General features: G+C 48.6%; 13 protein-coding genes. 8 read left to right on the forward strand and 5 right to left on the reverse strand.

Annotation, left to right across the window (positions count from 1 at the left end; genetic code table 11):
• The first annotated feature begins 132 nt into the window (after window positions 1-132).
• A complete protein-coding gene (gene putP, locus EA58_RS18460; protein ID WP_036756257.1) occupies window positions 133-1,629 on the forward strand; it encodes a sodium/proline symporter PutP in 1,497 nt (498 codons plus the stop codon).
• 99 nt (window positions 1,630-1,728) lie between these two features.
• Here putP and ohrR read toward each other — a convergent pair whose 3' ends face one another.
• Window positions 1,729-2,181, reverse strand: a complete 453-nt coding sequence (gene ohrR, locus EA58_RS18465) for a transcriptional regulator OhrR (protein WP_036756259.1) — start codon at window positions 2,179-2,181, stop codon at window positions 1,729-1,731.
• Window positions 2,182-2,308: 127 nt separating this feature from the next.
• On the opposite strand from ohrR, the gene EA58_RS18470 reads away from it, so the two are divergent.
• The 4 genes from EA58_RS18470 (at window position 2,309) to EA58_RS18485 (ending at window position 6,343) form a co-directional block, all read left to right on the forward strand.
• The gene (locus tag EA58_RS18470) at window positions 2,309-2,734 is read left to right on the forward strand and encodes an organic hydroperoxide resistance protein (RefSeq protein ID WP_036756419.1); all 426 of its coding nucleotides are present in this window, start codon (window positions 2,309-2,311) and stop codon (window positions 2,732-2,734) included.
• Between the two features lie 171 nt (window positions 2,735-2,905).
• The gene (locus tag EA58_RS18475) at window positions 2,906-4,075 is read left to right on the forward strand and encodes a tetratricopeptide repeat protein (protein ID WP_051642216.1); all 1,170 of its coding nucleotides are present in this window, start codon (window positions 2,906-2,908) and stop codon (window positions 4,073-4,075) included.
• Between the two features lie 121 nt (window positions 4,076-4,196).
• Window positions 4,197-4,856 (forward strand): CatB-related O-acetyltransferase, encoded by a 660-nt coding sequence (locus EA58_RS18480; protein WP_036756261.1) that lies wholly within the window; start codon window positions 4,197-4,199, stop codon window positions 4,854-4,856.
• A gap of 293 nt (window positions 4,857-5,149) precedes the next feature.
• Entirely contained in the window at window positions 5,150-6,343 is a 1,194-nt protein-coding gene (locus EA58_RS18485) for an acetate/propionate family kinase (RefSeq protein ID WP_036756263.1), read from the forward strand.
• A gap of 224 nt (window positions 6,344-6,567) precedes the next feature.
• On the opposite strand, the gene EA58_RS18490 is transcribed toward EA58_RS18485, so the two are convergent.
• Complete coding sequence (locus EA58_RS18490) at window positions 6,568-7,632, reverse strand: hypothetical protein (protein ID WP_051642217.1); 1,065 nt, start codon at window positions 7,630-7,632, stop codon at window positions 6,568-6,570.
• Window positions 7,633-7,946: 314 nt separating this feature from the next.
• On the opposite strand from EA58_RS18490, the gene EA58_RS18495 reads away from it, so the two are divergent.
• The 3 genes from EA58_RS18495 (at window position 7,947) to EA58_RS21140 (ending at window position 11,449) form a co-directional block, all read left to right on the forward strand.
• Window positions 7,947-8,705, forward strand: coding sequence for a hypothetical protein (locus tag EA58_RS18495; protein WP_036756266.1), 759 nt, complete (start codon window positions 7,947-7,949; stop codon window positions 8,703-8,705).
• A gap of 1,301 nt (window positions 8,706-10,006) precedes the next feature.
• A complete protein-coding gene (locus EA58_RS18500) occupies window positions 10,007-10,345 on the forward strand; it encodes a hypothetical protein (protein WP_036756269.1) in 339 nt (112 codons plus the stop codon).
• A 51-nt stretch (window positions 10,346-10,396) separates the two neighbouring features.
• Window positions 10,397-11,449, forward strand: coding sequence for a radical SAM protein (locus EA58_RS21140; RefSeq protein WP_051642218.1), 1,053 nt, complete (start codon window positions 10,397-10,399; stop codon window positions 11,447-11,449).
• Between the two features lie 355 nt (window positions 11,450-11,804).
• Here EA58_RS21140 and ugpC read toward each other — a convergent pair whose 3' ends face one another.
• The 3 genes from ugpC to EA58_RS18520 are packed head-to-tail and all read right to left on the reverse strand — an operon-like array spanning window position 11,805 to window position 14,758.
• Complete coding sequence (gene ugpC, locus EA58_RS18510; protein ID WP_412177950.1) at window positions 11,805-12,950, reverse strand: sn-glycerol-3-phosphate ABC transporter ATP-binding protein UgpC; 1,146 nt, start codon at window positions 12,948-12,950, stop codon at window positions 11,805-11,807.
• Between the two features lie 12 nt (window positions 12,951-12,962).
• Window positions 12,963-13,877 carry a sn-glycerol-3-phosphate ABC transporter permease UgpE gene (ugpE, locus tag EA58_RS18515; RefSeq protein ID WP_081819748.1) on the reverse strand — a complete coding sequence of 305 codons (915 nt, stop codon included), beginning with the start codon at window positions 13,875-13,877 and terminating at the stop codon, window positions 12,963-12,965.
• The gene (locus tag EA58_RS18520; protein ID WP_036756274.1) at window positions 13,877-14,758 is read right to left on the reverse strand and encodes an ABC transporter permease subunit; all 882 of its coding nucleotides are present in this window, start codon (window positions 14,756-14,758) and stop codon (window positions 13,877-13,879) included. Before EA58_RS18520 ends, ugpE begins: the two co-directional genes overlap by 1 nt.
• Window positions 14,759-14,780: the final 22 nt, after the last annotated feature.

Genomic DNA, 14,780 nt, shown 5'->3' on the forward strand with positions numbered 1-14,780 from the left:
GGTACACGGTAGATCTGAAGGTACGTTGTACGTGGTGGAGCAGTAGGCAGACGATCAAAAGGCTGAAAAGGATCAGCACCATTCAATAAGCTCCTGCTGTGACGGGAGCAACCAAAATGAGGGAACTCAATCATGATAGAAAATAGCTTTGCTATCACAGGTACGTTTATTGTGTATCTGATACTGATGCTGGCCATCGGGTATTACGCCTATAAACGCACAGCAGATTCATCAGATTACTTTCTGGGCGGCCGTTCACTGGGGCCGTGGCCTGCGGCACTGTCTGCCGGTGCATCTGATATGAGTGGCTGGTTGCTGCTGGGTCTGCCTGGCTATGCATTTGCCGCCGGTATGGAGTCGCTGTGGCTGGCGGGTGGCCTGTTGTTGGGTACATGGCTGAACTGGCTGATTTGTGCCAAACGTCTGCGTACTTACACAATTACTGCCGATAATTCGATCACGATTCCTGAATATCTGTCGAATCGATTCAAGGATAACTCGAAGTTAATTCAGACAATTTCAGCCTTCTTCATTCTGCTGTTCTTCCTTTTCTATACCAGTTCCGGCTTAGTGGCAGGCGGTAAACTGTTTGAAACCGTCTTTGGCCTGGATTACAAAATTGCCGTTGTTGTCGGAACGCTTTGTGTTGTTTCCTACACGCTGTTTGGTGGCTTCCTGGCGGTATCCTGGACTGACCTAGTTCAGGGGCTGCTGATGAGTGCTGCGTTATTGATTGTGCCGATCGCTGCAATGCAGGGTGGTTTCGGAGATTTGGCTGCATCTTTAAGTGCAAAGAACCCGGAGCTGATGACCATTTTTAACGACGTGAAAGGTCAGCCGCTGACGGCAATCAGCATTATTTCTCTGGCGGCCTGGGGCCTGGGCTATTTTGGTCAGCCGCATATTCTGGCGCGTTTCAATGCGACTCGTTCTAACAAAGACATTGGTACGGCACGCCGAATTGCCGTCACCTGGACAGCTCTGTCGATGGCGGGTGCGATTCTGGTCGGTCTGGTCGGCATTATGTATGTTGACAACCAACTGGCCGGCGATCTGGCCGATGGCGAAAAAATCTTCATGCTGCTGGTGAACGCGATTTTCCACCCAGTGATCGCTGGTATTTTGCTGGCGGCGATTCTGGCGGCCATTATGAGTACAGCGGATTCTCAGCTGCTGGTTTCGTCTTCCGCACTGGCAGAAGATTTTTATAAGCAAGTGATTCGCAAAGATGCTTCGACTGAAGAAATTGTGCTGGTCGGCCGTGTGGCAGTGATTGTGTTGTCGATTATTGCCTTGATGCTGGCGATGAACCCGGATAGCACGGTACTGGGGCTGGTTTCTTATGCCTGGGCTGGCTTCGGTGCGGCATTTGGTCCTGCGCTGTTGTTGAGCCTGTTCTGGAAAGACATGAACCGGAACGGAGCGCTGGCAGGTATCGTTATCGGTGCACTGACGGTGGTGATCTGGAAACAGCTGACCGGCGGTATCTTCGATATGTATGAAATCGTTCCCGGGTTCATCTTCGCATTGATTGCGATTGTCGGGGTCAGTAAAGCCACGGGTGGCGCATCTGCAGCACTGCACGAACAGCATGCTACGTTTGAGAACAATCTCAAAGCGTTCGACTAATCGCAGGTTTGTTTTCACCTACATGAAATGCGCAGCTCAGGCTGCGCATTTTTTATGGTTATCTCTCAACCACCAGCTATAGCGGTGCTGATGGTTTGACTACTTCAGTGCTGACAACTGCGCATACAGGGTGTCGCAGGTTGCTTTGAGTGCCTTGAGCGATTCCATCGGTATATCAACCTTGCACAACAGGGATGCAGGCACCTCTGTGGCGTGTTGTTGCATTGCTTTTCCTTCCTCAGTCAGGCTGATTTCACGAACCCGTTCATCTGTTTCGCTTCGGCGGCGGCTGACCAGCCCTTTACTTTCCAGCCGTTTCAATAAAGGCGTTAATGTGCCTGAATCCAGATGGAGTTGCTCTCCCAATGCTTTCACGCTCAGGCATTGTTTTTCCCACATGACCAGCATCACGAGGTATTGCGGGTAAGTGAGATTGAGTGCATCCAGCATGGGGCGGTAGGCTCTGATCATGGCGTTTGAGGCACTGTAAAGGGAGAAACAGATCATGTCATCCAGCGTAATATTGGCTGGAATTTGTGGGGTATCAGACACAGCAGGACTCCTGAATCGATAGGGTTCAATTAAATTGCACACAATATACTTGCATCCACTGCCGGGATCGATCTAATATTGCTCACAACTTAATTGCGCACAATCTAATTAAATTCGGAGAAGCATGATGAAAACTGTATATACCACTTCAGCAAAAGCATTGGCAGGTCGCAATGGTCAGGTAGCAACCGATGATGGTTTACTGAGTCTGTCGCTGAGTTACCCGAAAGCACTGGGAGGAACTGGCGAAGCGACCAACCCCGAGCAGTTATTCGCAGCGGGTTATTCTGCCTGTTTTTCGAATGCAGTCCTGCACATTGCCCGCCTGCAAAAGCTGGTGCTGAAAGAAGCACCGACGACGGCGCAAGTGGGACTGCTGGCGAAAGAGGATGGCGGGTTTGCTTTAGCGGTTGATCTGTCGGTTGAACTGGCGATGGAAAACGAGGCTGCGATTGCGTTAGTCAAAGCCGCCCATCAGGTGTGCCCATATTCGAATGCGGTTCGAGGCAATATTGCCGTTGGCCTGAAAGTGAATGGGATTTTACTGGATTAAGTTCAGTTTCTATCCCGCCTTTCTGCGCTTATCCCGGCTGTTGAGAGTCGGGATATTTCGCCTGTTTTCCCTCGCTGATCTGACCAGCTTCAAATTCAGAGAAAAATTAACTTTAGATTTTTCTCAACATGCCGTTATTAAGAAGAAGAAAAAATTATCTCAAGAGGGGTTATGTCACAACTCGGTTTAGGCGTCTGCCTTGGTATTGTATTGCTGATTGTGGCGGTTTCCCGGTATTTTGCGCTGATGAAAGAAGTCCGTGAGGCTGCCAGAGAGCAGGCTCGCAGAGACGAGAAATACCGCCAGGTATTAGAACAGGCAAAGGCTGTTGAGCACGAAGAAAAAGTCAGGAAGGCACAGTCAGGTCATATTCCCAGCATATTGTCTTTAGCGAAGGAAAATGAAGTTGGCAATCTCCGTGAAGCAGTCAGCTGGTACCAGAAAGCCGCTGAGCTCGGTAACGAAATTGGACAGAATGCGCTGGCACGTTTATGTCGCCAGGATGTCGATGATCCGCATGGTGAGGCCCGGTCTCGCTATTGGACTTGTATTATCAAAGCAAACAACAATGATCCAGAAGCGTTGTTTGAACTTGGCCGCTATGAGATTCGGGGATACGGTACTGCCATTAATATCGCATCGGGTGTCGGACACCTGATCAAGGCAGCAGAGATGGACTATGTGCCAGCTCAGTTGTTCCTCGGTGACTGGTATGTGGTGGAATCGAACCCGTCTCCTTCTCCGCGCAATGCTTTCTTTTGGCGGTTGAAGTCGGCGGTCAACGGAGATTCAAAGGGCTGTATTAAGGTTGCTTATTGTTACCAGACTGGGGTTGGCGTCGCCAAAGATCGGCGTCGTGCGATTTACTGGCTGGAAAAAGCCACAGAGCTGGGCAGCGTTGAAGCACAGTATCTGGCGGGTAAAATGCATCTGAATCAAGATCAGCCTGTGACGAATGTAACGGATGCTGCGGTTGCGTATATCTGGTTTTCTGTTGCGTTTGCATCGGGCTATCTGGATGCCAAGAAAGAACGGGACATGGCGGTTCAGCATGTTGGGATTGAATCGATTCTGAATGTGCAGAAAGTCGCGAAGCAAATTTATAAGCTGGTTCATAATCCGCCGGTGCCAGAACATGCCATTATGGATTTGCTGGATAAAGTGTATGACCGCTCTAAATATCGTCCGACTGACGCCGAGCTGGATGGTGCGCTGGGCAGTATCAACGGAGACGTTAGCGAGGGTGACTATCAGTCTACGCCTTCGCCTGCCAGCGTATCCGGTTCTGCTTCAAATGACTGGAGCGGAGACATGGTGACGACCGAAACCTTCACATCCTGATTTCCTTTTTCCAGCCGCTGCGAGGGTTTGTCTTAGTTGATGGACAGGAAAGCGCGGCTGGTCCAATCTCGCTACGTTATACTTATGCAGTACTTTGGCGCAAGATAGTGAAGAGGTATGCATGGCAACTATCTTTCCCTCCTGGCTCGGTGGTTACGAGCTGAATAAAAAAGTGACGAACCCGAATATTATTGTCGGGGACTTCACCTACTATTCCGGTTATTACCACGATAAGCATTTTGAAGATCATTGCGTCCGTTATCTGATGGGGGATCACTGCACCAAAGCCGTGTGGGACTCTGGCATTTTCGGGGAAGTTGATAAGCTGATCATCGGAAAGTTCTGTTCAATTGCCTCCGGCGCTGTGTTTATGCTGGCGGGGAATCAGGGACACAGGCACGACTGGATTTCTTCTTACCCGTTCGATGTCAGTGAATTTGGCGATAAGGTAAAAACAGGCTTTGCACGGGTAGGAGACACCGTGATTGGCAATGATGTCTGGATCGGTTCAGAGTGTGTGATTATGCCGGGTGTCAGCATTGCCGATGGTGCCGTGATTGGAGCCCGAGCCGTGGTGACCAAAGATGTGCCACCGTACAGCGTGGTTGTCGGTAATCCCGGACGAGTCGTTAAAACCCGCTTTAACGCGGAAGATGTGGCTAAACTGCTGGAGATGAAGTGGTGGGATTGGCCACTATCGACCCTGAAAGCCAATATGGATGTCATGTGCAGCCATGATGTTGATGCGTTGTATCAGCGTTTCCTTTCTTTTTCGGAGTAGCCGGATAGCGGCGCTCCCGTATCTCGTTTGTGCTTTCTGGCACTGTTGCTCCTCTCAACATTTTGTTGATGCATTGCTCAATATTATTTGATGTATTGCAAAAAAGTTTGAATTTTTACACTTTAATTGAATGTTTGGTTGAATGAATCAAAAAAAATTGAGTACTATGGGGGAGCACAAGATGTTCTGAACCTGTTGCTCCACATCACTTTCTGAGCATCTGTGCACGACAACACTTGTTGTCAGGTGGCACGCAGTGCCTAATCAGCCGATAATCTTCTGGTGGGAACCCCATGAGCCATTCTTTAGTACTAGTGATTAATTCCGGAAGCTCCTCGCTTAAATTTGCCCTGATCGATGCCGTGAGCGGCGATGCCCGTCTGACCGGACTGGGAGAGTGTTTTGGTCTCAGCAACGCTTCTGTCAGTTGGAAGTATGACGGTGAGAAAGCAAGCTGTGCGCTGGAAGCCGCAGGAAACCATCACCAGCAGGCCATTGAACGCTTGGTGATTCTCCTGGAGGAGTTGGGTCTGAAACAGGACATCATTGCGATTGGCCATCGGGTGGTACACGGCGGTGAGCGTTTCAGCGAAACCGTGAAAATTGATGAAAGCGTGCTGGATCAGATTGATGCCCTGAGCGAACTGGCACCGCTGCATAACCCGGCACATGTGATTGGGATTCGGGCCGCCATGAGTGCCTTCCCGTTCCTGCCACAGTATGCGGTGTTTGATACCGCCTTCCACCAAAGCATGCCTGCCAAAGCCTATCACTATGCACTGCCACAAAAACTGTATCAGGACTATGGCATTCGTCGTTACGGTTTCCACGGTACCAGCCACTATTTTGTCAGTCAGGAAGCTGCCAAGCAGCTGGGTAAACCTGCGGACAACACCAATGTGATTACCGTTCACCTGGGGAACGGCGCATCGATTTGTGCTGTACGCAATGGCAAGAGTGTTGACACCAGCATGGGTTTCACTCCGACGGCCGGCCTGATGATGGGCACACGCTGTGGCGATTTGGACCCAGGCATCATCGATTTTCTGATGAGCAAAGGCTGGACTCAGGGAGATTTGCAGCAGGCACTGAACAAAGAAGCAGGTTTCCTGGGTGTGTCCGGCCTGACCAGCGACTGCCGTGGCATTGTTGAAGCCATGGAACAGGGTCATGAAGGCGCAACGCTGGCGTTTGAAATCTTCACCTACCGGGTTGCGAAATATATCGCTTCTTACATGGTGGCACTGGATGAGCTGGATGCGATCGTCTTTACCGGTGGTATCGGCGAGAATTCCCTGCCGGTTCGCAGTGCAGTGCTGCAACATCTGAAGATTTTTGGTTACCGTGAAGATGCAACGGCGAATGAACAAGCCCGTTTCGGCGAAAAAGGGATGATCACAAAGCCAAACACCCCGGTGGCGATGGTGATCCCAACCAACGAAGAGTGGGTAATCGCGAAAGAATCTATGGCGCTGCTGCACGCTTAAACACTAAATAAGACAGATTTTCTCAATTGAAAAATAGCCCTGAGTTTGACTCGGGGCTTTTTGATGGCGATTCGCTTGTCTCAATAGCCACAGCACTGATACAGAGTCAGGCGCTTTCCTCCTGTCCCCCTGTTTCAGATAGAAAAATGGCTTCACTGACTCTCGGGTGATCGTCGTCAAAACAGTCACCAGAACCACCCGTGAAGCCGAGGACGAGTATCTTTTTATTGAACCGGCTGGGAACCTGATTCGTTGCCATCCTGTCCGGCCCATGACCACCCCGGATAAAAGATGCCATTCACCGTGGCATTGTTGCCTGAAATAATTGAGTTGGGTTTATTGACGGCTTTCCAGTTCTCTGCTGTTGCGTGTTCTAATTCGAACACCACGTTCCCCCAGAGATCATATGGCCCTGTGATTGAGGAATTTTTGAATGCTGCAAAATACGTCTGTCCTCCCATCATTAAATGTCCGACCGAACTTTGTTGATTGATATCCACGGCTGCCTTACTCCAGATCATCAGGGTTTGGATCTGTGTGCCCTGATCTGCCAGAAAATAACCGTTCCCCGACACCTGTACCGACGTCAATTGGTTTGGCGCGCTGGACTGAGCGGAAGAGGTATCTGTCACATTCAAAGTCAGATCCTGATTCCCTTGCTGAACATCAGCAAATGAACTCTTCGAGACTCGAATATTGTTACCAGACATCTTGGTCAGAGACAGCGTACTGCTTTCGCTGACGGTAAATTGCTCTAAAGGGGTGTCTGTCGAGCTGATGGCATTCGTGGTGACCTGATCCAGCGTGACACTGCTATTGGCTTTTGCCAGCATGGCTGGAACATCAATCGGGACGTGAATGTGGACATTTCGTAATGTGACAACAGCCGACTGAATCACAATGGCACTGGTGTCTTGTGGCTGATCGACCACAATCGACGCTCCGTGAACGGCATCGCCGGAGATGTTGAGATGGGTTTGATTAATCTGCAGCGGCCCACGGCATTGCCCGGAAATGGTCAGATTGAGCTGATCAACCAGCCAGGGGGTGTTTTCGATCATGCGTTTCAATGCATCGGGTCTTTTCGAGCAATGAAGGGTCAGATGCCGGGCCTTCTTTATCTTCGGGATTGCTCCGGTTTGGGTCACGTTCTGCTCAGTGTCTGAGAAAGTGTCAGCGAAAACGGGGTTCGCCTGAGCAATCAGGGCCGCCGATATCAGAGGAATGACGGCGGTACCAAGCACTGAGCGAGTGATGTGTGGAAAATGCGGTTGAATAAAATGTGTCATCAGAATTCCTTTCAAAAATGTGGGAGTGACGTGCATTCAAAACAGTAATATGGCTATGTATTCATATGTGTGAATGAGGTGATTGGAAATGCTTTTTTGCTTTATCAAACTGAGGTTCTGAGTGTCACGAGATAATTTTGTCGACTGAATGCTTCTGTGTACGGGGGAGGTGTTGCGTCGGACACATTTATTCAGCCGGTCGCGATGTATGACTGACGGGATATGAACCAGGCTTAATCTTTTGATCTGAAAGTCGCCCCTGCAATAGGGTAAAAGTAAGTCAGTTGTTGCCGTGTCTGTTAGGGAGAATATGGGTGAAAATCAATCAAAATTTGTTGGTCTTGATTGGGGGGCTTTGTGTTTTATATGGTATCGATGCCCTTTTGGGGGACAAACTGAAGTTATCCCATTTTGTTATCGATAAACCGTCCCCGATAAATGCAACGCCACTTGACCAGAATGATTTTCAGATAGTGAAAGAACTGGAAAGTGATGCGGAGTATGCTGCTCGGTTGAAAAAAATCGATCGTGTATTCAAAAATTATCATTTGAATCGTGATCGCCCCTATTTGTACATTGGGGAAGAAAAATCAGTGAAGCAAAGTTCAAAACAGGTAGGCAATCATGTCATGACGGTATCCTGGCCAACCACACCTTCTGTTTATTCAGTCGTGTATCTGGCCGGAGAAGACAGCGCGTTTTCTGGCGACTATATCTATGTGGATAAAAGTTCAGGTTACAGCAAAGTGTATGAGCTACCTGCAACCGATGTGAAGCTGATTTCGGACTTTCCGGAGATGAAAGCAAGGATCCGGTATCAGAATATCCGGGCAATGGATGATGCTGAAAAGCAGCTGATTGAAACATTCGCAGAACGCCTGGTCTCTCGGAAAATCTGCCCGAGTATCCGCTCTGCTGCCAGATATGAAAGGTGGAACATTACGGCATTTTGTGGGGATGGCATGGAATACAGAATGAGCTTACAAGACATTCAGGCGGATGCCCCTATCCAGACTCGAATCGTACGGGAATATGCGCAGTTCAACCGTCCTTCAGGGGTATCCAGCCATTGAAATGAATGAGTATCTTTCGGTGAAATGACTCTTTTTACACTGTAAATTCCTCTGTCGCAGCCCACTGCTGCATGTCATGTTATTTGCTAAGTGCTGCATTGGGCTGATTCATGAACAGGGCGTCTATTTTCCTAAAGCTGGTTCATAAACCTGGCCGCTGATGAAAGTCACTGGGTCTCCGCCTGCGCCTGTCTCTTAATCACATCTGAAAGGTCATGAGACTTGGCGAAAGGGTAACTGCTCCTTCCTGTTATCCAACTTCCTTCTGTTATCTAACTTCCTTCTGTCATCCTGATTCCTTTTGTCATCCCCGCGCAGGCGGGGAGCCAGTGACTTTTGTGCTCTGAATCCCGATATGAGCTGTGTACTTCTATTTGATTCATACGTTTATAGGTTTTGCTGGCACAAAGCGTCCCCAGAAATGCCTTTTGTTCTCTGGTGTTGTCCGGGTCAGTTGTTGGTGAACTATGCCGGTTTCCACCTTTAAGAATCGATATTATATTTCATAAAATCAAATGGTTACGTCATTCCCGCGCAGGCGGGAATCCAGTGCCTTTTGTACTCGGAATCCCGATATGAGTTGTGTGCTTCTATTTGATTCATACGTTTATAGGCTTTGCTGGCACAAAGCGTCCCCAGAAATGCCTTGGGGTTCTCTGGTGTTGTCCGGGGTGGTTGTTGGCGACCTTGGCGCCGACAACCTAAAAATTCATCTATGAATTTTTCTCTGGAGTGTGGACAGCTTAGACTCTAACTTGGAATTGCCTCATTTCAAGTTTAGTGAAATTTTCCATCGCATTTCAAGGTGGGTAATTTGACCCACTTTTGCTAATCGGTGTTTTGGGGCCTTACCAATCGTTGCTAAATGTCGTTTATCTTATCAGCATTGAGTCTGAGGATTCGTGGCCTTAAACGTTTTGCCCTCGGAACTTTCATCGACTCAGTGTCCAATTAAGCTCATCATAAATACAACCTTTACAGTTTTTTGTCCTTATATTTCGTTTTCATATGAATTAATTGGCCTGCCTGTGCTGCGTTTTCCCCGATATTTGGACGAATTATGCCGACTAACTTCGAGCTTTTTGTAAGAAGATTTGTGTTATTAGCATGTTATAAACTATAACTAGTTGTTGATGGAAAACCGATTGAAAGAGTGTCAAGTGCGACGGGCACATTGAGCTAGTCGGTGCGCCCACTAATAAGCTGTTAATTTACAGAATCACCGTCGTGGTGTTAACAAAGCCGTTGTTCACGGGAATTTTGTTGTCTGTGAGGCATAATCTGACAGGAAGGAGATAACCATGCCTAGAATAAAAGGCGATAAAATTTCACTATTGGTTGATGGCAAAGTGATCGAAGTTAAAAATCCGAGTAAACTCAACTGGGATTTGAGTAAATCTTTGATAAAGAATGATAATTTTAAAGAGTTCGCAAAAGACCCCAAAAAGTATGCAGCTAAGTTTGACTTGGAAATAGATGCTGATATCGCAGCAAAACTGACGCGAAGACTTGAAGGATTTGAAAGCTTGAAAGAAGCTGAAGAACTATTCGGTTTTGACCCTCGAGTGGCCGCTACAGCTTGGGCTGTTGCTGCTGGAGCTTACTCAATCGCATCATCAAAAATTGCAGTAGCATTTTAAACTAAGGCTCTAGCTAGCTTGGCTAGCTAGAGCCTTTGAGGAGAGATCTATATGATTACTGCAAACAATATCGCAATCCACCTTACATACACATGTCCTTTAGAATGTAGTCATTGTTGTTTTCAATCAGGACCTAAAGTCAAAACTAGACTTTCTGAAGAAATTATACTGGATACTGTTAATGCTATTGATCCAGAGAAGATTAAAATGGTTGCGTTTACTGGTGGTGAACCTTTTTTACTATACAGTACGTTATTAAAAGCTGTTGAAATTGCTTCTAAAAAGGGTGTAACAACACGTGTTGTTACTAGCGCATACTTTGCGACATCGGAAAACAACGCAAGAAAGAAATTAAAGGAGTTAAAAGATTTTGGATTAGATGAAATTTCAATAAGCTGGGACGATTATCACGAGGAATATGTAGATTTTGACGTAGTGCGAAACGCCTTCTTAGTTTCAAAATCATTGGGAATTAGAGCTGCGATAAATATAGTTCAAGATGCAAATTCAAAATGGGATGTTAGCAGAGTTGTTCTAGAAATGAACGGACATTGTACAGAGGAAGATGTACTTTGCGAGACTAATTTGAATTTGACTGGGCGCGCAAAGGAGAAGTTGTCAGAGAGGAACTCAAGAAATAATAGGCTTCTTGGCCCATGTCCATATGTTTTAAGTGGCCCCACACTTAATGCAAAAGGGAACCTCCTTGCTTGCTGCGGAGTAATTGAAGAGCAAGGCCCTCTTGTGATATCAAATGAGCTAATTCCAAGTGAGATAATGAGTGATATTGAAAACTCATATAGCAACCTGTTGCATAAGTGGCTTTATCTGAGAGGTCCTTTTGCTTTGCTCGAAGAAATCAGAAAAAAATTCGATGTACCTATACCTTTAGAAGAGCATATCGGAGGCAATTGTGAGTCTTGCCAAATCCTATTTGGCTCTGAATACTTTGGTTATGCAGTTGAAATTCTTAAAGATAAAGCTCAAGAAATAGTCAATGAGGAGTTTTTATTATCCTCAATGAATATGTTGGACGCTAAGTATACAATTGACCTTTGGGGCAAAAATGTAGTTAATGAAAAAATACCCATTATTCAGCTATAGAAGTAAATTAACAAGGCATTACACGGGACACAAACAGTGCCCGTGAATGCGGTGTTACCCCAAATTTATCTAATCCTACGCTACTTAAATCGTTCAACAACTCTAGCTCATTTCTGTCCAAAAACGAATTTAGTAATCAATTCATCCCCCCACTTGTTGTATGAACCCTGTTTTCGTGAAAGTGCCTATAAACGCAGGAATCAAAAAAGAAACACACAGCTCATATCAGGAATCCGAGCACAAAAGGCACTGGATTCCCGCCTGCGCGAGAATGACGCTATATCATTGATTTAAAGCAAAATATATTATTTTTGTCGATGAGGTTGTGTAGGAAAGACAGGTCGGTGATGACCAATCAGCTTGCGGTCGCTTGAAGCAGCCTTGGCAACAAGCGTTGCCCCTGACTGTCGAACAGATGCAGTTTGTCCGGATCGATATAAACCGGCAATGACTGATGTAATGCCAGCGGCTGTTCCGGGGTCACTGCGGTAAACATCTGGCCGAGTAGCTGCCCGTGAACCAGTTGGTTCGGGCCCAGCGGTTCAACTACCTGAACGGCCAGATCCAACCGAAGGGGATGCGCGTCAGTTGTCAGGCTGAGTTGCTCCGGGCGGATCCCGACTTTGATGTGCTGGTCCGGCAGGTGGGCATAGGCCGGTACACTGCAGGTCTGACCGTTGCTCAGGACGAGCTGACCGCCTGACAGGGTTGCCGGTAACAGGTTGATGGCCGGGCTGCCGATAAAGCTGGCGACAAATTCGCTTTGCGGCTGGTGGTAGATCTCAGAAGGTGTGCCAACCTGTTCGATTTCGCCCTGATTTAAGACCACAATGCGATCCGCCAGCGTCATGGCTTCGACCTGATCATGGGTAACATACACACTGGTGACCCCGAGTTCGCGTTGCAGCTTTTTGATTTCCAGCCGCATATGCGCGCGCAGGGCAGCATCCAGATTCGACAGGGGTTCGTCGAACAGAAACAGCTTGGGATCGCGGACAATGGCGCGTCCCATCGCCACTCGCTGACGTTGTCCGCCGGAAAGCTTGGCGGGTTTCCGGTCGAGGTAATCTTCAATTTTCAGCGTTGTTGCCACGCGGCGGATTTTGCGGTCGATCAGACTTTTCTCGACGCCACGGTTTTTCAGGCCGTAAGCCAGATTGTCGTAAACCGTCATGTGCGGGTAGAGCGCATAGTTCTGGAACACCATCGCGATATCTCGTGCGGCCGGTTTGATCGGATCGACCCGGCGGCCGTCGAGTTCAATACTGCCGCTGGTGATGGCTTCCAGTCCGGCAATGGAACGCAGAATGGAGGATTTTCCGCAGCCGGACGGCCCGACCAGCACGATAAACTCACCAGCTTTTACATCCAGGTTGATCCCTTTAACTGCCTGATGGCCGTTCTCGTAAATTTTGATTAATTGATTCAGTTTCAGCATGCTGTTCTCGTGCTCATATCTTGTGATCATGTCTCGTGCTTCTGTTTTTTCGTCGTTTGGCAGTGCAGGAGACGGTTATTTCTCGGATTCCACCAGTCCTTTGACGAACCAGCGCTGGAAAATCACAACCACCAGCACCGGGGGCAGCATGGCAAGAATCGCCATGGCGAAGGCATAGTCGTAACGTGGCTGACGGGATTCGGTAATGTTGCTCAGGATCTGTTTGATCCCCATGACGATGGTGTTGTAGGCCTCATCGGTGGTGATCATGATCGGCCACAGATACTGGTTCCAGCCCACCACAAACATGATGATGAAAATGGCTGCCATCATGGTTTTAGACAGCGGCAGCAGGATATCCACCAGAAAACGCCAGGGACCGGCATTGTCGAGCTGGGCGGCTTCCAGCAGTTCATCCGGGATCGTTTTGAAAAACTGGCGGAAGAAAAAGGTCGCAGTCGCAGATGCAATCAGCGGCAGGATCAGCCCGGTATAGGAGTTCAGCATCCCGAGGTTCGCCACCACTTCATAAGACGGAATAATCCGGACTTCCAGCGGCAGCAGCAGGGTGATAAAGATCAGTCCGAACCAGAGGCTGGCATAAGGCAGCCGGAAAAAAACCAGTGCATAGGCCGCCAGCATGGAAATGACAATCTTTCCGATGGCAAATCCCAGTCCCATGATCAGTGAATTCACAATCATGGTGCTGGCGTTCACGTCCTGACTGAACCCGATACTGCTGTGCCAGGCTTCCTGATAGGTTGCCAGAAAGTGCCCCCCCGGCAGCCATTGCAGTCCGTCACTGATGATGGTGTTCGGATCATGGGTTGAACTGGCGAAGATCAGCCAGACCGGCACCAGCATAAACGCCATGCCTGCCAGCAGGATCAGATGATCCAGCCATTGACTGCGTTTTAGGGAAAGCGATCGGCTGACGCCTTGTTTCTCTGCCGGTATTGCCGGAATCCGGCTTGTCTGTGTCGTGTTCATCAGTAATGTACCTTTCGTTCAATCACACGGAACTGGAAGTAAGTCAGTGCTAACACCAGAAGCAACAGGACAACAGACTGGGCAGAGCTGCCGCCTAAGTCAGCACCGATGAAACCATCCTGAAAGACTTTGTAGACCAGGGTGGTGGTACTGCCGCCGGGGCCGCCGGAGGTCATGGTGTCGATGATGCCGAAGGTGTCGAAAAAGGCATAAGTCAGATTGATCACCAGCAGGAAGAAACCGGTGGGTGCCAGCAGCGGAAACGTGATGGTCCAGAACCGGCGGCGGTCGGATGGGCAGTCCAGTTCTGCGGCTTCGCGGACGGAATGAGAAATCGACTGTAATCCAGCCAGAAAGTAAACGAAATTGACAGACACCTGCTTCCAGACCGAAACAATGATCAAGGCAAAGGTGGCATCAAATGCACGGGTCTGGTAACTGAAGTCCCAGCCAACGATCGCAAACATGCCGGTGAAGGTGCCGAAATGCGGGTTAAACAGAAAGCTGCCCATAATCCCGGCGACTGCCGGAGCGACAGCGTACACCCAGGTCAGTGTGACCTTGTAGCCGCTCTGGCCGCGGCGGATATTGTTGGCTTTGACGGCCAGCAGCAGTGCCAGCGCCAGAGACAGCAGGGCAACGGTGAATGAGAACAGCAGTGTGAAACCAATCGATTTCAGGTATTCCGCTGAGCTGAACAGCATCTGGTAGTTCTCGAACCCGATAAAGGTACTGGAGAGTCCCCAGGGATCTTCCAGCATGAATGACAGGTAAATTGCCTGCGCAGCCGGATAGAAAAAGAAAACGGCAATGATCAGGATCTGGGGAGCCAGCATCAGATACGGCACACCCGAGTGATGGAATTGTTGTCGGCGTTCCACGGTCGTCTCGATGAAGGTGAAT

The sequence above is a fragment of the Photobacterium galatheae genome (genome assembly GCF_000695255.1).
Classification (GTDB): domain Bacteria; phylum Pseudomonadota; class Gammaproteobacteria; order Enterobacterales; family Vibrionaceae; genus Photobacterium; species Photobacterium galatheae.

What these genes read in the sequence shown, in the direction of transcription:
- EA58_RS18470 (WP_036756419.1), top strand. Translation starts at nt 2,309, where the DNA reads ATGAAAACTGTATATACCACTTCAGCAAAAGCATTGGCAGGTCGCAAT.
- EA58_RS18480 (WP_036756261.1), top strand. Translation starts at nt 4,197, where the DNA reads ATGGCAACTATCTTTCCCTCCTGGCTCGGTGGTTACGAGCTGAATAAA.
- EA58_RS18490 (WP_051642217.1), bottom strand. Translation starts at nt 7,632, where the DNA reads ATGACACATTTTATTCAACCGCATTTTCCACACATCACTCGCTCAGTG.
- EA58_RS21140 (WP_051642218.1), top strand. Translation starts at nt 10,397, where the DNA reads ATGATTACTGCAAACAATATCGCAATCCACCTTACATACACATGTCCT.
- EA58_RS18475 (WP_051642216.1), top strand. Translation starts at nt 2,906, where the DNA reads ATGTCACAACTCGGTTTAGGCGTCTGCCTTGGTATTGTATTGCTGATT.
- EA58_RS18485 (WP_036756263.1), top strand. Translation starts at nt 5,150, where the DNA reads ATGAGCCATTCTTTAGTACTAGTGATTAATTCCGGAAGCTCCTCGCTT.
- ugpE (WP_081819748.1), bottom strand. Translation starts at nt 13,877, where the DNA reads ATGAACACGACACAGACAAGCCGGATTCCGGCAATACCGGCAGAGAAA.
- EA58_RS18500 (WP_036756269.1), top strand. Translation starts at nt 10,007, where the DNA reads ATGCCTAGAATAAAAGGCGATAAAATTTCACTATTGGTTGATGGCAAA.
- putP (WP_036756257.1), top strand. Translation starts at nt 133, where the DNA reads ATGATAGAAAATAGCTTTGCTATCACAGGTACGTTTATTGTGTATCTG.